20 protein-coding genes are annotated in these 17,562 nt (G+C 38.5%); 11 read left to right on the top strand and 9 right to left on the bottom strand.

The annotated features are described in order from the left end of the window. Positions 1-22: 22 nt before the first annotated feature. The 7 genes from P4V41_RS06815 to pssA all read left to right on the top strand — a co-directional run bounded on the left by P4V41_RS06815 (position 23) and on the right by pssA (position 5,982). Positions 23-2,368, top strand: coding sequence for a Na+/H+ antiporter subunit A (locus tag P4V41_RS06815; RefSeq protein WP_328084099.1), 2,346 nt, complete (start codon positions 23-25; stop codon positions 2,366-2,368). Then, complete coding sequence (locus tag P4V41_RS06810; protein ID WP_066396371.1) at positions 2,368-2,706, top strand: Na(+)/H(+) antiporter subunit C; 339 nt, start codon at positions 2,368-2,370, stop codon at positions 2,704-2,706. Before P4V41_RS06815 ends, P4V41_RS06810 begins: the two co-directional genes overlap by 1 nt. After that, positions 2,699-4,174, top strand: a complete 1,476-nt coding sequence (locus tag P4V41_RS06805) for a Na+/H+ antiporter subunit D (protein WP_328084097.1) — start codon at positions 2,699-2,701, stop codon at positions 4,172-4,174. Before P4V41_RS06810 ends, P4V41_RS06805 begins: the two co-directional genes overlap by 8 nt. A gap of 4 nt (positions 4,175-4,178) precedes the next feature. Then, positions 4,179-4,655, top strand: a complete 477-nt coding sequence (locus tag P4V41_RS06800) for a Na+/H+ antiporter subunit E (protein ID WP_328084096.1) — start codon at positions 4,179-4,181, stop codon at positions 4,653-4,655. After that, complete coding sequence (locus P4V41_RS06795) at positions 4,652-4,942, top strand: Na(+)/H(+) antiporter subunit F1 (RefSeq protein ID WP_328084095.1); 291 nt, start codon at positions 4,652-4,654, stop codon at positions 4,940-4,942. Before P4V41_RS06800 ends, P4V41_RS06795 begins: the two co-directional genes overlap by 4 nt. Continuing rightward, on the top strand, positions 4,914-5,267 hold the full coding sequence (mnhG, locus tag P4V41_RS06790; RefSeq protein WP_328084094.1) for a monovalent cation/H(+) antiporter subunit G: 354 nt from the start codon (positions 4,914-4,916) through the stop codon (positions 5,265-5,267). Before P4V41_RS06795 ends, mnhG begins: the two co-directional genes overlap by 29 nt. Before the next feature lie 169 nt (positions 5,268-5,436). Further along, a complete protein-coding gene (gene pssA, locus P4V41_RS06785; protein WP_328084092.1) occupies positions 5,437-5,982 on the top strand; it encodes a CDP-diacylglycerol--serine O-phosphatidyltransferase in 546 nt (181 codons plus the stop codon). Between the two features lie 256 nt (positions 5,983-6,238). Here pssA and P4V41_RS06780 read toward each other — a convergent pair whose 3' ends face one another. The 3 genes from P4V41_RS06780 to sigK all read right to left on the bottom strand — a co-directional run bounded on the left by P4V41_RS06780 (position 6,239) and on the right by sigK (position 9,413). Continuing rightward, a complete protein-coding gene (locus tag P4V41_RS06780) occupies positions 6,239-8,020 on the bottom strand; it encodes a M3 family oligoendopeptidase (RefSeq protein WP_328084090.1) in 1,782 nt (593 codons plus the stop codon). Between the two features lie 315 nt (positions 8,021-8,335). Further along, on the bottom strand, positions 8,336-8,617 hold the full coding sequence (locus tag P4V41_RS06775; RefSeq protein WP_197191426.1) for an alpha/beta-type small acid-soluble spore protein: 282 nt from the start codon (positions 8,615-8,617) through the stop codon (positions 8,336-8,338). An 88-nt stretch (positions 8,618-8,705) separates the two neighbouring features. Further along, on the bottom strand, positions 8,706-9,413 hold the full coding sequence (gene sigK, locus P4V41_RS06770; RefSeq protein ID WP_066237772.1) for an RNA polymerase sporulation sigma factor SigK: 708 nt from the start codon (positions 9,411-9,413) through the stop codon (positions 8,706-8,708). Between the two features lie 176 nt (positions 9,414-9,589). On the opposite strand from sigK, the gene P4V41_RS06765 reads away from it, so the two are divergent. Together P4V41_RS06765 and P4V41_RS06760 are read left to right on the top strand one after the other, a co-directional pair. Then, positions 9,590-9,913: an aminotransferase yhxA gene (locus tag P4V41_RS06765; RefSeq protein WP_328084087.1), complete on the top strand. Its 324-nt coding sequence runs from the start codon at positions 9,590-9,592 to the stop codon at positions 9,911-9,913. Positions 9,914-9,932: 19 nt separating this feature from the next. Then, the gene (locus P4V41_RS06760) at positions 9,933-10,331 is read left to right on the top strand and encodes a DUF350 domain-containing protein (RefSeq protein ID WP_144698915.1); all 399 of its coding nucleotides are present in this window, start codon (positions 9,933-9,935) and stop codon (positions 10,329-10,331) included. Between the two features lie 33 nt (positions 10,332-10,364). Here the strand turns inward: P4V41_RS06760 and P4V41_RS06755 are convergent, their stop codons facing one another. Next, the gene (locus P4V41_RS06755; protein ID WP_328084086.1) at positions 10,365-10,811 is read right to left on the bottom strand and encodes an RNA helicase; all 447 of its coding nucleotides are present in this window, start codon (positions 10,809-10,811) and stop codon (positions 10,365-10,367) included. 82 nt (positions 10,812-10,893) lie between these two features. Here P4V41_RS06755 and P4V41_RS06750 point away from each other — a divergent pair, with 82 nt between their 5' ends. Continuing rightward, positions 10,894-12,135, top strand: a complete 1,242-nt coding sequence (locus P4V41_RS06750) for a glutathionylspermidine synthase family protein (RefSeq protein WP_328084085.1) — start codon at positions 10,894-10,896, stop codon at positions 12,133-12,135. A 29-nt stretch (positions 12,136-12,164) separates the two neighbouring features. Here P4V41_RS06750 and P4V41_RS21655 read toward each other — a convergent pair whose 3' ends face one another. Further along, entirely contained in the window at positions 12,165-12,317 is a 153-nt protein-coding gene (locus P4V41_RS21655; RefSeq protein ID WP_419181293.1) for a YrzI family small protein, read from the bottom strand. A 517-nt stretch (positions 12,318-12,834) separates the two neighbouring features. Between P4V41_RS21655 and menA the strand changes: the two genes are divergently transcribed. Next, positions 12,835-13,725, top strand: a complete 891-nt coding sequence (menA, locus tag P4V41_RS06745; protein WP_328084084.1) for a 1,4-dihydroxy-2-naphthoate octaprenyltransferase — start codon at positions 12,835-12,837, stop codon at positions 13,723-13,725. Between the two features lie 42 nt (positions 13,726-13,767). Here menA and P4V41_RS06740 read toward each other — a convergent pair whose 3' ends face one another. The 4 genes from P4V41_RS06740 to P4V41_RS06725 form a co-directional block, all read right to left on the bottom strand. Further along, a complete protein-coding gene (locus tag P4V41_RS06740) occupies positions 13,768-14,559 on the bottom strand; it encodes a glucose-1-dehydrogenase (protein WP_328084082.1) in 792 nt (263 codons plus the stop codon). 14 nt (positions 14,560-14,573) lie between these two features. Continuing rightward, positions 14,574-15,428 carry a GRP family sugar transporter gene (locus tag P4V41_RS06735; protein WP_328084081.1) on the bottom strand — a complete coding sequence of 285 codons (855 nt, stop codon included), beginning with the start codon at positions 15,426-15,428 and terminating at the stop codon, positions 14,574-14,576. A 251-nt stretch (positions 15,429-15,679) separates the two neighbouring features. Next, positions 15,680-15,916, bottom strand: coding sequence for a YrhC family protein (locus P4V41_RS06730; RefSeq protein WP_328084080.1), 237 nt, complete (start codon positions 15,914-15,916; stop codon positions 15,680-15,682). 511 nt (positions 15,917-16,427) lie between these two features. After that, positions 16,428-17,561 (bottom strand): bifunctional cystathionine gamma-lyase/homocysteine desulfhydrase, encoded by a 1,134-nt coding sequence (locus P4V41_RS06725; RefSeq protein WP_328084079.1) that lies wholly within the window; start codon positions 17,559-17,561, stop codon positions 16,428-16,430. Between the last annotated feature and the right edge of the window lies 1 nt (position 17,562).

Raw genomic sequence — 17,562 nt, 5'->3', positions numbered from 1 at the left:
TTAAGGAGGTTTACCGGTATTCATGTTGCACATCTACATACTCATACCTTTTTTAGCAGCACTGCTGATTGGACTTGCCGCTAAGAAAGTAGACCGGATACATACTGGTTGGTTTGTTCTGCCTGTTCCAGCAGTGCTTTTTATTCTGTTTATTTCTAAACTGCCTACATTGGCTGAAGGGAAAATCGTTCAAAGCGTCGCGAATTGGATTCCATCACTCGACATCCAATTAAGTTTTTACTTGGATGGACTTAGCATGCTTTTTTCGCTATTAATCACCGGAATTGGAACACTTGTTGTACTCTATTCGATCTTTTATTTATCGAAAAAAGAACAGCTCGTCCCTTTCTATGTTTACCTTTTATTATTTATGGGATCGATGCTTGGCGTCGTTCTATCTGACAACGTTTTCGTACTTTATACCTTTTGGGAGTTCACGAGTATCTCATCCTTTTTATTAATTGGATTTTGGTATTATCGAGAACGATCCACATATGGTGCACAAAAATCGATGCTCGTAACAGTTTTTGGCGGACTGTCTATGTTAGGAGCTCTCATACTCCTATCCATCACAGCCGAAACGAACAGTATACGACAGATGATCGCTAATCGATCTGACATCATTGAGAGCGACTTGTTTATTCCTATATTAATATTGCTACTCATTGGAGCTTTTACAAAATCGGCACAGTTTCCGTTTCACAGCTGGCTACCTGATGCGATGGAAGCACCAACTCCAGTTAGTGCATACCTTCACTCTGCAACGATGGTTAAAGCAGGGATCTATCTTGTAGCAAGATTCTCACTCATCTTTAGTGGAACGGATGTATTTTTCATTATCGTTTCTGGTGTGGGCTTGATCACACTCTGTTTAGGATCGATACTTGCTTCCCGTCAGACTGATCTGAAAGGTATTTTAGCTTATTCAACGATAAGTCAGCTTGGTATGATCATGACTATGCTTGGCTTTGGAACTGGTATTGCTACACTCGCAGCAATCTTCCATATCTTTAACCACGCTACCTTCAAAGGCAGCTTGTTTATGATAGCGGGTATTGTTGACCATGAGACAGGTACGAGGGATATCAGAAGACTAGGTGGACTTTATACATTTATGCCGATCTCAGCTACTCTAGCATTCTTTGGCGCTTTCTCTATGGCTGGAGTACCACTTCCGATTTTTAATGGTTTTCTTAGTAAAGAGATGTTCTTTGATTCTTCATTGAAATTGGATCAAACAAGCGGTTTTGCTGGAATGTTTGCTGAGTGGATTCCGTGGCTAGCCGTAATCGGAAGTATCTTCACATTCGTTTATTCCATGTATTTAGTATTCGGCACATTTACAGGTAAAGCCAAGTTAGATCAACTTGAGAAAAAACCTCATGAAGCGCCAATTGGTATGCTAATTTCTCCGATTATACTCATTGGATTTGTCATTCTTATCGGATTATTGCCAAATTTGATCAATGAGTCGTTACTTGCACCAGCAGTCGCATCAGTAACAGGAGATTATGCGCTTACTCACTTGGCATTTTGGCATGGTTTTGATAATACGCCTTTGCACATGTCGCTATTAGTTGTTGCAGTGGGAACTATTCTCGCTTTAACTCTAAAAAGATGGCAGCCGATCTATAATAGAGTACCTGGAAAGTTTTCAACCGATCGCGTTTATCAGTCTATCGTAAACGGTCTATTGAGTTTCTCAAGTAAATTCACGAAATTTTATATGACTGGTTCATTGCGATTGTATACATCCATCATTCTTGTATTCTTGGTTGTGTCTACATCGATTTTTATCTATGTAACAGACGGATTTAAAATAGCGTTCGATGACTTAGCACCTGTTACGTGGCCAGAGGTGTTAGTCGGTTTTGTTATGGCTGTTGCTGCCATTGCAACGATCTGGATGACACAGAGAATAGCTGCGATTATTGTAATCGGAGTTGTAGGATATGGTCTTTCATTGTTGTTCGTTTTCTTCCGAGCACCAGATCTCGCATTAACACAGCTTATCGTTGAGACCATAACTGTTGCTCTCTTCCTACTATGTTTTGCGCATCTTCCTAAGCTAAAGAAATCTGACAAGAAACCTTCTGAAAAGCTTGTAGATTTTGTTATTGCTGCTTCAACCGGTGCACTCTTAACAATAGTAGCGATCTCTGCTCATAGCTCTAAATATTTTGAGAGCATCTCAAAATATTTTGTAGAAAACTCTTATAAGCTTGGCGGAGGAGACAATATCGTCAACGTCATCCTTGTTGACTTCCGTGGCTTGGATACTTTATTTGAAATAGCAGTACTTGGTCTAGCTGCTTTAGGCATTTTTGCCATGATAAAATACCGGGATAAAGGAGACATGAATCATTAATGGAAATTCTTATGTCTATACTTGCCGGAACGTTATTTGCAGCCGGTGTTTATCTTATACTACAGAAACAGTTATTAAAAATTGTACTTGGTACGGCGCTTTTATCACACGGAGCTCACTTGTTTATTTTAACGATGGGGAAATTAAACCGTGGGAAACCTCCTATTTTAATAGAGGGGGTCAAGAACTATACAGATCCTCTCCCTCAAGCGCTAATACTGACATCTATTGTTATAAGTTTTGGGGTTACGAGCTTTCTTCTAGTACTAGCTTATCGAACCTATCAAAGCAATAAGACAGATATGATGGATCAGCTAAGGGGAACAGATGATGAGTAATTTAGTATTTTTGCCAATATTTATACCTTTGTTTTTCGGAGCTTTACTTGTTTTTTTTAATAAAAAACAAAAAGTAACGATAAACATTTCATTTCTAGTGGTCTTGTTAAGTTTCGGCGTATCGATCTTTTTAAGTTATCATGTGTTTTCTGACGGTCCTTTAATTTTAGAAACAGGTGGTTGGAGTGCGCCATATGGAATCATTCTTGTTGCTGACAAGCTGTCCGTCATCATGATACTAGCTGTTAATGTGATCGCACTAACTGCGGCGATTTTTGCCCTATCATCAGTTACGGAGAAGATGGTGCAGCATTACTTTTACCCTTTGTTCTTCTTACTGATCGCAGGGGTGAGTGGCGCTTTCTTAACAGGAGATCTGTTCAACTTGTTCGTGTTTTTTGAAGTCTTGTTAATGGCCTCATATGGATTGATCATTATCGGGGGATCCAAACATCAATTTCGGGAATCAGTAAAGTACATCTTACTTAATTTGTTTTCGTCCATTCTATTCGTTACAACGGTAGCTTTCCTCTACTCTGTTACCGGTACAGTAAATATGGCGCAACTCGGGGAACGTGTTGCCCAAGTAGAGCAGCAAGGGATCTTAACAGGAATCGGAATCTTACTATTCATCGTTTTTGCGACAAAAGGGGCCTTGTTTCCATTGTATTTTTGGCTTCCTAAATCGTATATCGTGCCGTCACCAATCGTCTCTGCATTGTTTGGTGCGTTGTTAACCAAGGTTGGAGTGTACTCTATGCTTAGAGTCTTCACACTCATTTTTTCTCACAAACTTGAACTAACACACACCTTTTTTATTTGGATCGCCACTATTACGATGATTATCGGAGTGATTGGTGCGCTCTCTACATCTAATGTTAAATTAATCATCGCTTATAATATCATGCCAGCGATAGGCTTTATGCTTCTAGGTATAGGGACGTTCTCAGCAGAATCACTTGCAGGGACGATCTACTATCTTGTTCATGATATGGCGATCAAAGCAGCTTTATTTTTCCTTGCCGGCCTACTCGTTTGGCATGCAGGGACGTCAAATCTAAAAAAGATGGGCGGCTATATAAAAACCGCACCACTTATGGGTTGGATGTTCTTTATCGCATCGCTCATATTAGCTGGAATCCCGCCTTTTAGTGGTTTTATCGGTAAATATCTTCTTTTAAGAGGTGCAATGGATGAAGGTTATTATATTGCTGCTGGGGTAGGATTATTATCGAGTCTGTTAATCCTATTTTCTGTGATCCGCATCTTTATCGGAGCTTTCTGGGGTGAGCTAAAAGAAGAACCTAAACAAGCTGTAAAAACTTCAGGATTAGCAGCATCAGTTGTATTGATCGCGATCTCAGTCTTGCTTGGTGTTGGAGCAGAATGGTTCTATCCATATGTTCAGGCAGCTGCAGACAGTCTGATCGATCCGCAAATCTATATCGATTATGTATTAAAGGAGTAATTCCATGACATTTCAACTTATTCTAAATTTGCTGATCGGCGTTATTTGGATGTTTTTATCTGAGAGCTACTCTTTCGCAAGTTTTATAGTTGGATTTGTGATTGGGGCGGCACTTCTCTACTTGCTGAATCGATTCATTCCTGATTCGTACTATTTTAAACATGTGAGAGCGATTCTTTATCTAATCTTTCTATTCATAAAAGAACTTCTACTAGCTAATATTGAAGTTTTAAAATGGGTATATAAACCACGGCTTAATTTTCAACCGGGGATACTAGCACTTCCGATTGATGTTAAGAAAAATTGGGAGATTACCTTACTTGCTAACTTGATCACCTTAACTCCTGGAACGCTTTCTGTAGATGTCTCACGTGACCAACGTTATATCTATATCCATGCGCTCGATCTTCCAGATGTAAACGAAACAATTGTTAGCATTAAGGAATCCTTTGAAAAAGCAATAAGGGAGGTAACACGATGACAGATTGGTTTACAGTTGTTGTCCATCTTTGTTTATTCGTAACGACCATCTCGATTCTGCTTCTTCTCTATCGAGCGGTAACGGGTCCTTCGAATCCAGATCGAGTAGTAGCACTTGATACGATCGGAATTAATTTAATCGCCATCACTGGTATCATGGCAATTATATTGGATACCGTTCAGCTGAACGATATTATCTTGCTGATCGGAATATTGACGTTTATTGCGACTGTCGCAGTTGCAAAATTTTTAGAAAAGGGTGTTATCATTGATCAAGATCGTGATTAGCTTCTTCCTCATCGCTGGCACCTTTTTTATTTTCTCAGGAACACTTGGTGTACTCCGCTTTCCTGATGTTTATTCAAGACTTCACGCTGCCAGTAAAGCATCAACATTAGGAGTATCCGGAATTCTGATCGGGTCTTTTATCTATGTGTTGTCTGAGATGCATGTGTTTAGTGGAAAATTAATACTTGGGATTCTCTTCGTTCTGATGACTGCGCCAGTAGCTGGGCATATGATTTCAAGAGCGGCTTACAGAACAGGGGTGCCGCTTTCTGAAAAAACGGTATTCAATGAACTTGAGAAGAAAAATAGCTCTAACACTCCTTAATGAATATGTACTATCAATCATCTTCTTCTTGTCATATAATGATTAGAATGGGTATATACTTTTAAGCAACGAACAAGGATATGTTTATTTTTAAGGGGATAATTAATTATTCTTTGTAGGATGCACACTTACTTCGTTTTAGCCGGTTACCCGTTTGAGGAGTGATTGTATGTTCATGCTCGAAAGAGAGCGTATTGATTCAACGTTTAAGAAAGTGAAGGGACAAACCGCTAACTTCTTAACATTGATCAATTTATCACTAGGAACTTTAGCTTTATTATTTATGATCTCAGGAGATTTGAAATTAGGATTCATCTTAATCTTCTTAGCCGGTTTGTTTGATCGGTTCGATGGAATGGTAGCCCGAAAGTTAAATATTGAATCCGAGTTTGGGAAACAATTAGACTCTCTTTGTGACCTAATCTCATTTGGAATTGCACCTGCATTTTTAATCTATCAAGTCGTACTTCATCAGTTTGGTGTGCCTGGCATGATTTTCACCATTATCTTTATTGTTTGCGGTGCGATCCGTTTAGCTCGGTTTAACATTACAGAGTTTACCGGCTCATTTGTAGGTATGCCTATCACTTTAGCCGGGTGTTTAATGGCTGCAGGTTATCTGACGGTTGATCTAGTACCAGGATTTCTTTATATGTTTTTGACGTTCGGATTATCTGTACTTATGATTAGCACTATTACGATTGAAAAAAGATGAATATTAGGTTATTAAGAAAGCTTGGCATGATGTTGCCAAGCTTTTTATTTTGCGTTCCATTGTATAAACGAATATCCCATTAGGTATAGGCGAGTCGACAAATTTCGATACAAATAATCCATTCAATCCCCCCCTTGCTACATATGCAATTGGGCATAGGTTTACAATTCATGCTCAATAACAGCCAAAGTTTCCATGTTCCATAAACTCAAAAAAAAAACGGCAATTCCTCTTAAAGGAACCGCCGTTTTTATGTTTATTCTTCTGTTAATGCCAAAAACTCTTCTACATCAGCTGCAGCAAGCTCAATACCTTTTAACCAGAAGTCTTGCTTTGTTACATCTATGCCAAGATGTTTTTGTGCGAGCTCTTCTACTTCCATCTTTCCTGTATCTTGTAGAAGTGCGATATATTTTTCTTCGAATGAAGGACCTTCTTCTTTCGCTTTTGCATAGATTCCCGCAGAGAACAGATAACCGAATGTATACGGGAAGTTATAGAATGGTACGTCTGTAATATAGAAATGAAGCTTAGACGCCCAGAAATAAGGATGATACTCATCGAGTGCACCGTTAAAGGCTTCTTTTTGAGCTTCTTCCATCAGTTCACATAGACGTTCGACTGATAATTGACCCGCTTTTCTTTCTTCGTACATTCTCGTTTCAAACAGAAAACGAGCGTGTATGTTCATGAAGAATGCTACAGAACGTTGAGCTTTATCTTCCAATAATGCAATTTTTTCTTCTTTCGTTTTTGCGTTGGAAACAGCTGCATCAGCAACGATCATCTCAGCAAAAGTTGAAGCTGTTTCAGCTACGTTCATCGCATAGTTCGTTGCATAGTAAGGCATCTCTTTTAACACATCCGTATGGAACGCATGACCAAGCTCATGTGCTAACGTTGAAACGTTGCTTGGAGTTCCAGAGAACGTCATAAAAATCCTTGTCTCTTTCTTTGTTGGAAACCCCGTACAAAATCCTCCTGGTCTTTTTCCAGAACGATCTTCTGCTTCAATCCATCCGTCCACGAATGCCTTTTCAGAGAAATCAGCCATCTTAGGTGCGAGCGTTCGGAAATGCTCTACGATAAACTGAGCAGCTTCGTCATAGCTCATCTTGCTATTTGCAGAGGATAATGGTGCATCAACATCATACCAGCTTAGTTTATCTAGACCTAAGAGTTTTGCTTTTCGATCTAAGTATTTAACGAAGATCTCTTTTTGAGAAGTGATGGCGTTCCACATCGCAAAAAGAGTCTCTTCCTTCATGCGATTGATCGCGAGCGGCTCTTTTAATGTTTCTTCCCAGCCTCTGTGCTTGTAAATCTCGTTTCTAAATCCTGCGATGTGATTTAGTGACGCTGCACAGAACTCACCTTCATGATCCCAAGCTTGAGCAAATTTTTCGAACGTATCTTTTCTCACTTTACGGTCAGGACTTGAAAATTTATTCTCCGCTTGCCCTACAGAGAGTTCTTCTTCTTTTCCATCGATCTTAACTTTGATTGATATTCTACCAACCACTAGGTCGTATAACGTTGACCAAGCATGATAGCCGTCTACAGCTAGATCATTGATCAAGGATTCTTCTGAGATACCAAGCTTTTCTTTTGCATTCATTCTTCTCTCATTTAAAGAGAACGCAATATGTTCGTACTCAGGAAGACTCATTAGATCTTTCCATGCATCTTCAGAGATATCCATTAACTTTTGATCGATAACTGAACCCACGTTAGAGAATGCTGCGTATACCGATTCTAATCTACCTCGAAGAGACATGGCCTTCTTGTCTTTTACATCTTGAGCGATCAAACAGCCAACAAAAGCTCCTGCAGTCGATAATCTTTCAGAAAAACTTTGAAGCTCTTTGATCAATGATAAGAAATTTTCGTTTGAAAACGTGAAGGAATCTGCTTTTTTTGCTAATTCTTTCGCTTCGTTCTCCGTCCAATTTATTTCAGCTATTAATTCTTTAGATTCACTACCACCAGGAAAAACGGAATCAAGTTCCCATGTTTGTCTTAAATCTTGTAATAACATTATTTCTCCCCCATATGTACATATTTCCACTCTTTTCTTATTATAAAAAATATTCAAACAAAAATCGACTATGAAGTTTATTTTTCTGATTTATTTTTTACATCGAAAATAGAAATAAGTTCAATAATGGATCTTAAACATAAAAATAAGTTCTCCTAAGCAAGGAGAACTCATTACACTTTATTCAGCGATTGAAACATAGACAAAATAAGCCAGCATTACTACGAATGATCCATATAGTACAGCATCTTGCATAAGAACCCCTCCTGGTTTTTTACCTATTCTATTCCCTATTTTGTATATCTAAACACCAAGTTATCGTACTTGCTTGCCTAAATTCGCTTTTGCTTGCTGAATAAGTTCCTTTACCATTCTTCCACCAATCTGTCCGCCTACTTTTCCGGCGTCTTTTGAAGTGATCGTGCCGTTATACCCTTTTTGTAAGTTCACACCCATGTCTCTTGCTACTTCATACTTCACATCATCTGGCGACTGATCTGATACGTTATAACCTGCTTCTCTCATCACTTTTGCTTTTAACCGATCGAGCCCTTCTCTAGCTTCTGGAACGATAGGCTGACGTTTTCTTCTTGCCATATATAAAAAACTCCTTTTTTTTTTTAGTTTGTCCGATTAAAAAAATAAAAAGACTGTAATTGTTACCAGTCTTCTTAGAGATAAGTATTTATCGTTCTGATTGCTGGCGGCTGCGGTAAAATTCATGAAATAGCTTCATGAGCGCTCGCTTCTCGATCCTTGAGACATAACTTCTAGAAATTCCTAGCTGTTTGGCGATCTCACGCTGTGTTTTTTCTTTTTGAAGATCGAGTCCAAAACGTCCTACGATCACTTCTTTCTCCCGGTCATCTAATACATGAATGTAATCGTAAATTTTCTTTTTCTGCATCTTTAATTGGATGGCATCAACAACATCTTCTGTTTCCGCTTTCAACACATCTATCAATGTGATCTCATTTCCTTCTTTGTCCGTCCCAATCGGGTCATGAAGGGAAACATCTTTCTTTGTTTTCTTTAGAGCTCTTAAATGCATTAAGATCTCGTTCTCTATACACCGGGCTGCATACGTTGCAAGCTTTGTACCCTTTCCTCTCGAGTAACTCTCAATAGCTTTTATCAGTCCGATCGTGCCTATTGATATTAAGTCTTCCGTGTCTTCACCTGTGTTTTCAAATTTTTTCACGATATGTGCAACAAGCCTTAAGTTATGCTCGATCAACATGGCTCTTGCATGTTCATTTCCTTCCGCCATCTCTTTTAAGTACTGCTTTTCTTCATTTTCAGACAGGGGCTGGGGAAAAGCGTTATTTTTTACGTATGATACAAAAAGCATAACTTCCTTAAAAAAGTAAGCCAACACACCTACTAAAGACATGACAGCACCTCCAAGACAATTCTCTATTCCCTTAACATTATGCGATGCTGGGCTTGGGTGTGTCTGTACAGTTTTAAAAACCAGGGAACCTTTTTGTTTTTTCAATCGTACTAGAAATAAATGGTTCAATTAAGGAGTGATCCATACTATAATGGAGCATGGAATGAGGTGAAGATATGAATAAAACAAAAAAGCTTATTGCAGGTGTATCCTCTGCATCTGTTGCAGTTATGCTCTCAGGTTGTAACGATCAAGCGCAAGATATCCCACCAGAACCAACTGATACTGAATGCCAAGATTGGGAGTGGGATGAAGAGGACGGAGTGTACGAATGTGATGATCCCGGCTCTCGCTATTTCGGTCATTATTACCATGGTGGAAGTTACTACAAAGGAAAGAGCAGCTTATTAAAAAGTTCTGCTTATAAATCCTACAAAAGTAGTTCGAGTTTCAAAGGCGGTGGATCTGGCTTCGGAGGAAGTAAAGGATTTGGCGGATAAATTATAAGGAGTTGTAAAGATGGAAAACCTATTTCTTAATTTTGCCCTTTATGCTGCAACAGGGCTTGGATTACTTTTTGTCGGCTTCATTATATTTGAATTAACAACAAAAACGAAAGAACTTCAATTAATCTCTAAAGGAAATTGCGCTGCGGCTTTATCACTTGGCGGACGACTTTTTGGTCTTGCTTTTGTCATTGGATCATCGATTGCAAATTCATTGAGCATTGTTGATTTGCTGATTTGGGGATCAGTCGGAATCATCGCACAAATCGTAGCTTTATTTGTTGCAGAACACCTGGCAATTCGTTCAAGCATCTCAAAAGCGATCGATGCAGATAATAAAGCGGTTGGTCTTCTTGTTATGTTTTTAAGTGTTTCTGTTGGTTGGGTTATCGCTCAATGTCTTACATATTAAGGAAAGAAAAAGCATGTGGCATCTGCCACATGCTTAAATTTTATCTCCAACATACATCACGTAAACAGCACGGTCTTCATCTATTTCAGCTGAATCGCGTAAATATTGTCCTTTTCCCGGTATATCCACTACGTCTTTTAACAAATATCGTATAACATCCCAATGGCTATTTAAAGCTTGTGTATGTAGTACTGGCATATCTCCTGAAGAATTATAAGAGCGGAATTCTAAAAATATCCCTCGTCCTTTGTAACTCGCTTCCTCATTAAATCGTCGAGCTTCTCCTACTTCCTTTACGATTAAGATTTCCTCGCTACCTTTCATCTCATTCGATTGTAGCTCATACTCTTTTCCCCCTGTTACAAAGAATTCACAGAGCTGCCGTGCATATTTTTCATCGTTATGCATGTTTTCTGGAATCTTATACGTTAAGAAAGCTTCATATTCGTTATCTTTTTCGATAAAATAAGTTAGTTCCATTATTTTCATCCTTTTTATAATTTGTTATGTTAATCATACCAGTTTACAGTTTTATATGTTTGTTTTGGAGGTAATTTCACGCATGACCTATATAGATAATAGACAAAAATTTTATAATCAGCTACCTGAATTTTGGGCGGATATGTATGGCCAAGAATATGCTCTATACGAACCAGCTGAAATTTCAGAAGACGCTGTAAAAGATGCGAAACTTCTTGGCGAAAGAGGTGGTCATATACTATTTAAGACTGCTTCCCTTCTGCAATCTAAAAATATTGATGATGATATCTTACAGCTTCTAGGTTTCCCAGAGGTTCTTAATTCGTTTCTTCGCTATCAAATGCCATTAGCTAAAACGGTAATTGGCAGGATTGACTCAATTGAGACACCAGAAGGACACAAAATAATGGAGTTTAACAGCGATACTCCCACATTTATTTATGAATGTTTTAAGGTGAACGGATTGATCTGTAAGCATCACGGATATTACGATCCTAACGAAAACAAAGAGAAGCAATTAAAAAGCGCTATACGCTCCTCCATCTTAAGTGCATATCGACACCTAAAGACGAAGCATGCACCAAATATTGTCTTTACCGCTCATGATGAAAATATCGAAGACAAACAAACTGTCTTATATCTAAAAGATCTTTCTGGCTTCCCCTCTCAGTTTGTACCGTTGGAAGAATTGGTCATAAAAAAGGGAATCGGTTTATTCGATCAGAAAGGAAAAAGAATAGATGTTTTATATAGGCAGACATTTCCGATCGAGCTTCTTATTCAAGATGTAGATAAAATGACGAACGAGCATATAGGGTTACAGTTAACAGAACTTGTGGTTCAAAACAAATTGGCGATTATTAATCCTCCATCAGCCTTTTTATTACAAAGCAAAGCCATTTTAGCCGTCATCTGGGGATTACATGAAGAACGATCTCCTTACTTTTCAAGTGAGGAACACGAATGGATCGAACGTTATTTTTTACCTACTTACCTTGAACCCGACACGTTTTTAAAAAACAAAGATAAGTATGTTCAAAAGCCTGTCTTTGGTAGAGAAGGAGATACGGTTCGTATATTTGATGGTAACGGCAGCATCATCGATCAAGACAAGCACAAGAGTTATGACAACTATGTAAGTGTTTATCAAAAGCATGTGTCACTTCCTAAGATGACTTTCCAATCTCATAAAGGTGTTCAAGAAGGCTACCGAATGACAGGAACATTTATCATTAACGGAAAACCAAGCGCTTTTGGATATCGTATTGGAAACGCGATAACCGATAACCTATCCTATTTCTTGCCTTCTTGTATAAAAGAATAGCGCATGCCGATTCGGCACGCGCTACTTTTCTACATCCATGAAGACAAATTATAAGTGGCCTTTTCTTTAGCACGATCATAAAGTTTTCTAACTTCCATATCACGAGCATAAAGCTCATCAGATCGGCTGTTCCTCTTAATAGAAAAGGTTATTGTTACAAAAAATAAATGTAGTGTAAACATATCTTTATTAGCTCCTTCGTTTCATTCGTATTTTTTCCCTCAGGTTGAATCTTTCTCCGTTAATAGCCAAGTCAGCAGTGTTATTCCAATCATTATCATTTTCGTCTCCTCCTTTAAGTTGTATAAAAAAACACCGCAGATAACCTCTGCGGTGTTAAAAAAGCACACAAAAAAACCGCAGGCATTCGACCTGCGGTGTCTTTTAAAATAAGTTAAATAGACATACTGCTCTGAGTGGCGGTCGAACGTAAAGACTTATTCAGTTGGTAGATCGTATTCATGTACATCATCATTGTGTTCAACCTCCTTTTTTAAATTTACTTTACTTAGAAAACCTTACACTATTTACCAAGTTGTGTAAAGCTTTTTTTATCCTAGATAAGTATATGCTCGTAAAATGGAAAGTTCACAAAAATAGTAGAGGTTTTCTATAAATAGGCAATCCCTTTATAAGACAATTATGTGTACACTTTCACAAACTTTTACTATAATTATTAATGTAAAGGGGGAAACACAAATGATACATCCTAAGGTCATATTTGCTTCGACCCGACCTTTTTCATTAACAGCTTCTGTCATTCCCGTCATATTCGGGACAATTCTTGCATTGCAGTGGACAAACATTCAATGGACTACTTTCTTTCTAACACTTATTGGTGCTGTTTTCCTTCAGTGCGGAACAAACTTAGTGAACGACTATTTCGATCATGTTAAAGGTGCGGATATTCCTGGTTCGTTGAGCCCATCAGGTGTAATAGACCGTAAAGAGATGACTCCTCGCCAAGTATATATCACAGGACTTATTTTCTTTGGGTTAAGTATTATCGTTGGACTTATTCTAACGGCACTTACCGGCCCTGTTGTTCTTTATTTCGGGATTCCATCATTACTTGTAGGCTACTTTTACACAGCTACTCGTTATGCTCTTGCTTACAACGGATTAGGTGAGATCGCATCTGGAAGTACGCTAGGTGTTCTCGCAGTTGTTGGTTCGTTCTACACACAAACACTAACTCTAAACACAGAAATCTTTTTAGCGGCTATCCCAAACGCTCTTCTTGTTATGGCTATCTTACATGCTAACAACCTCCGTGACTTCGATACAGATAAGCAGATCGGCAAAACAACTGTTGCTGGATTGATTGGAAGAAAAGCATCACGATTAGAATATTATGTCTTAATGCTTGGTGCGTATGTAAGTTTATTAGCTCTTATATTCTTAAACATCCTCCCGCTTTGGAGCCTTATTGCTGCGATCACTCTTCCTATCGCATTAAAAGGGTTAAAGATTGCGATATCCACATGGGATGCCAAAGAATTAAATAAAGCACTTGGTTTAACCGCACTACTTCATATGGCTTTTGGTATTCTACTTTGTGTAGGTACTTTAGCTGGAATCCTTTTATAAAACGTGAAAAGTCCACTTTTTTACAAAAGTGGACTTTTTCTTTTACCCTTTTCCAGCCTGAAACCCTGGATATAATGTCATTCCGCCATCAGCAATCAGCGTTAGACCTGTGACATAACTTGCTTGGTTTGAAGCTAGCCAAACTGCAGTCGCTGCGATTTCCTCCGGCTCTCCGATATAGCCCATAGGGATTAACTTTAAAACACCCTCTTTTTGTTTTGGATCAGAAAACTTTTCAGCATTGATCGGTGTATTGATCGCACCTGGCGCAATGCTGTTTATTCTGATTCGCTTAGGAGCATATTCAAGTGCGAGCGTTTGGGTCATTAACTTAATTCCGCCTTTGCTTGCTGCGTAATGCACAAAATGTGGCCATGGAATGATCTCATGTACACTCGACATATTAATTATAGCGCCTTTGATATCATGCTCTAGGAAGTAGTCGATCGCTTCTCTGCATCCTAAAAACTGCCCCGTTAAATTCGTAGATATAACTTTGTTCCAATCCTCCAACGTGAGCTCATGGGATGGAACTTCATTTTCAATACCAGCGTTGTTAATTATAATATCTAGCGAGCCAAACTCTTGGATTGCTTTTTCAATAAGATGTTTGATGTCACTTTCTTTTGTTACATCACCTTGAACAGCAATTGCATTTCCACCGCTATTCTTTATTTCCTTAATCATTTCTTCTGTTTCATTCACTTGTTTATCTGAATGAAAATTTATGACAACATTAGCTTCTTCTTTTCCAAATCTTAGTGCACAAGCCTTACCAATACCTGTGGCTGCCCCTGTAATAATAACTGTTTTCCCTTTTAAATCTGGATACATACTGTTCATCTCCTCTATGATTTTGTAAATCCTAACATGACGCCACCCGCTATGATAAGCACACAGCCTGAGATCACCCAGATGATTTCTTTCTTACTTCTTTTTTCACCTAATAAAAAGATTCCTCCGAGCGTTGATATGATGATACCCGTCTGTGAAAGCGAGAAGCTAGTCGCGATTCCGATCAGAGGCAACGATAGCAATAAGGTAAGATTACCTGTGCTCCAAATTAGTCCTGTTAATATATTACGGACGGAATACTTATTGAAAGGCTTATGTCTAAAAGATAAGACGAGCGCTCCTATAAACATTCCTACTGCTTGTGGTAATATAGCTTGCCAACCGTTTACTTCAAACCATCTGATGATAACGACGTATGTAACATACCCAATCGTTGATATTAAAAGGATGGTGAGCCCTTTTTTCAAGTTTTGTTTGTCTTTTTGGTCACCTTGTTCACTCCTTCTTGATGTTAATAATGCGCCAGCTATAATTGCACAGATTGCAATGATTCCGATAATGATTTCTGTTGTTGTTTTCCATTCATGAAAAACGATAACGCCAAACAATGTTGTTCCGAACAACTGCATGCCTGTTGAGAGAGGAACGATCTTAGAAACCCCTAAATAATCAACACTAGCAAATTGGTTTCGCTGTCCGACTACCCAGAAGATTCCTGATACGATACCGACCGCAAACACTGTGATGTCAAAATCAGGCTGAACGATAAAAAATGCTACAATTGAAAACAACAGAGCTCCTAGAGTCATTCCAAATGTTTGACTGTGAAAATCTCCACCTAGTTTTTCACTCACTAAGACGATACTTCCCCAGCAGACTGCTGTAATAAGTGCCCAGATGATACCCACTTACTCCACTTCTTTCTCTAATTTAGATTGTTAAAACTTATTATGACCTTCATCGGCCGTTCTGTATCCATACCCAATTGGTCTAGCGTAATAAACTATCTAATTGAACTTATGAAAGTCTGGAGAATTAAGCTTTGTAAGTCAAATAATCTGAGTAGTTTGCGGAATCGCTTTCTTTCAATATTCTATTTATGGACATAAAAAAAAACCGCCCCTACATAAAGGACGGTACGTGAAATTATTTATAAGGTTTATTCACTTAATTCTTGTAATTGTGTTTTGCACTTTCTAACAACATTATACATAAGTGCAGTGAATCCCAAGCATGTAGTAGAAGCAATACCTAATGTGATGGATTGAACAAAGTTTTTGTCTTCAACAGGAAGTACTAGTCCTATATAAAAGAACGTGCTAACAGCCAATAAAATAAATCCGAAGCGCTGGTAGTCAGCGATTTTCTTTTTAATGAATTCAGCATTGTTTTTCATAGCGGTGTCTACCTCCTACTCCTAATCTCTATATCAAGGATAACATAGGTAAGAGTAGGGTCTACCAAGTAGATTTTGACAAAAGCGTGAAGTAATTTTGTCTAAATTGTGATCAAAAATTTGGATCGTACGCCTTAATTTGAAGATGAATTTATCTTTTATTAATTAGGGGCAAAAAAGGTTCATGAGGTGTCTTGAAACTGTTAGTAGTATATACCTAACGGGGTATTTGAAGTGATAATTCAGGATATTTAGGAATTATTCCTGGAAATTTTGGAGTTAATCCGGCGAGTTTTAGACTTAATTCAGCGAGTTTTCATCATATATTGGCGAGTTTACATATTTCGACAATCACCACGTATCTTATACCCCTCACCTATGCACTTCGACGCTTTTTCATGTCACACTCTGACCGAGAGATGATAGTCACCTAATAGGCTCAATAAATCAACACAAATAAAAGAACAAGTGCCTGTTAAAGCACTTGTTCTTTCCTTTGGGTATTCTTCATTTAACTTAAAGCATTTTTTAGATCATCGATCAAATCGTCAGCATCTTCAATACCAACAGAGATACGGACTAAACCATCAGTGATTCCTAGTTCTGCTCTGCGTTCTGCGGGAATAGATGCATGTGTCATACGAGCTGGAACGGAGATCAGACTTTCAACGGCTCCTAAGCTTTCTGCAAGCGTGAAGTATTTTACCTTTTTCAAAAGTGCATCTGCATTTTCTTGTGATCCAACATCAAAAGATACCATACCACCAAATCCACCAGATTGCTTTTTCGCAATCTCGTGCTGAGGGTGATCTTCTAGTCCTGGGTAATAAATTTTTTCGACAGCTGAATGAGATTTTAGAAATTCAACTATTTTTTTCGTATTGTTTTCGTGAGCTTCCATACGCAACCCAAGTGTTTTGATACCGCGAATGAGCAACCATGAATCTTGAGGCCCTAGAACGCCGCCTGTTGAGTTTTGTACAAAATGCAGATCTTCCCCTAGCTTTTCGTCGTTTACCACGACTAGACCCGCTACAACGTCACTATGGCCGCCGATATATTTCGTTGCAGAGTGAAGAACAATATCTGCCCCTAATTCGATCGGATTCTGCCAGTATGGAGTATTAAACGTATTATCCACCATGAACAGAAGATTTTTCGCTTTTGCCCAAGAAGCTACAGCTTCAATGTCTGTAACCTTTAATAGCGGATTTGTTGGTGTTTCTACATAGACCGCTTTTGTGTTCGGCTTTAATGCGGCTTCGATCTGTTCGATGTCCGTTGTATCCACAAACGTTGAATCGATTCCAAGACGATTCAAGACCTTTGTCATCACACGATAAGTACCACCGTATACATCATCTGTTAAAATAACATGATCACCAGAATCAAACAGCATCATAACGGCTGTGATAGCAGCCATACCTGAACCAAAGGCAAATCCACGTTTGCCTCCTTCTAAGTCCTTGATCAGTTCTTCTAACGCATGTCGTGTAGGGTTTCCTGTACGAGAATATTCAAATCCACTATGCACTCCTACATCTTCTTGCTTGTATGTGCTTACTTGATAGATAGGAAAAGACACAGCTCCTGTTGTTTTATCAGAAGGAATGCCTCCATGGATCAATTTAGTTTTACGTTTCATA

Source organism: Fictibacillus nanhaiensis (genome assembly GCF_036213205.1).
Classification (GTDB): domain Bacteria; phylum Bacillota; class Bacilli; order Bacillales; family Fictibacillaceae; genus Fictibacillus; species Fictibacillus nanhaiensis_E.
The sequence above is the reverse complement of the archived record's forward strand: the minus strand, read 5'-3'. Positions and strand labels throughout refer to the sequence as shown.

Coding starts and splice junctions, on each gene's coding strand:
- P4V41_RS06815 (WP_328084099.1), top strand. CDS start 23: ATGTTGCACATCTACATACTCATACCTTTTTTAGCAGCACTGCTGATT.
- P4V41_RS06810 (WP_066396371.1), top strand. CDS start 2,368: ATGGAAATTCTTATGTCTATACTTGCCGGAACGTTATTTGCAGCCGGT.
- P4V41_RS06805 (WP_328084097.1), top strand. CDS start 2,699: ATGAGTAATTTAGTATTTTTGCCAATATTTATACCTTTGTTTTTCGGA.
- P4V41_RS06800 (WP_328084096.1), top strand. CDS start 4,179: ATGACATTTCAACTTATTCTAAATTTGCTGATCGGCGTTATTTGGATG.
- P4V41_RS06795 (WP_328084095.1), top strand. CDS start 4,652: ATGACAGATTGGTTTACAGTTGTTGTCCATCTTTGTTTATTCGTAACG.
- pssA (WP_328084092.1), top strand. CDS start 5,437: ATGTTCATGCTCGAAAGAGAGCGTATTGATTCAACGTTTAAGAAAGTG.
- P4V41_RS06780 (WP_328084090.1), bottom strand. CDS start 8,020: ATGTTATTACAAGATTTAAGACAAACATGGGAACTTGATTCCGTTTTT.
- P4V41_RS06775 (WP_197191426.1), bottom strand. CDS start 8,617: ATGGCAAGAAGAAAACGTCAGCCTATCGTTCCAGAAGCTAGAGAAGGG.
- sigK (WP_066237772.1), bottom strand. CDS start 9,413: ATGTCTTTAGTAGGTGTGTTGGCTTACTTTTTTAAGGAAGTTATGCTT.
- P4V41_RS06765 (WP_328084087.1), top strand. CDS start 9,590: ATGAATAAAACAAAAAAGCTTATTGCAGGTGTATCCTCTGCATCTGTT.
- P4V41_RS06760 (WP_144698915.1), top strand. CDS start 9,933: ATGGAAAACCTATTTCTTAATTTTGCCCTTTATGCTGCAACAGGGCTT.
- P4V41_RS06755 (WP_328084086.1), bottom strand. CDS start 10,811: ATGGAACTAACTTATTTTATCGAAAAAGATAACGAATATGAAGCTTTC.
- P4V41_RS06750 (WP_328084085.1), top strand. CDS start 10,894: ATGACCTATATAGATAATAGACAAAAATTTTATAATCAGCTACCTGAA.
- P4V41_RS21655 (WP_419181293.1), bottom strand. CDS start 12,317: ATGTTTACACTACATTTATTTTTTGTAACAATAACCTTTTCTATTAAG.
- menA (WP_328084084.1), top strand. CDS start 12,835: ATGATACATCCTAAGGTCATATTTGCTTCGACCCGACCTTTTTCATTA.
- P4V41_RS06740 (WP_328084082.1), bottom strand. CDS start 14,559: ATGTATCCAGATTTAAAAGGGAAAACAGTTATTATTACAGGGGCAGCC.
- P4V41_RS06730 (WP_328084080.1), bottom strand. CDS start 15,916: ATGAAAAACAATGCTGAATTCATTAAAAAGAAAATCGCTGACTACCAG.
- P4V41_RS06725 (WP_328084079.1), bottom strand. CDS start 17,561: ATGAAACGTAAAACTAAATTGATCCATGGAGGCATTCCTTCTGATAAA.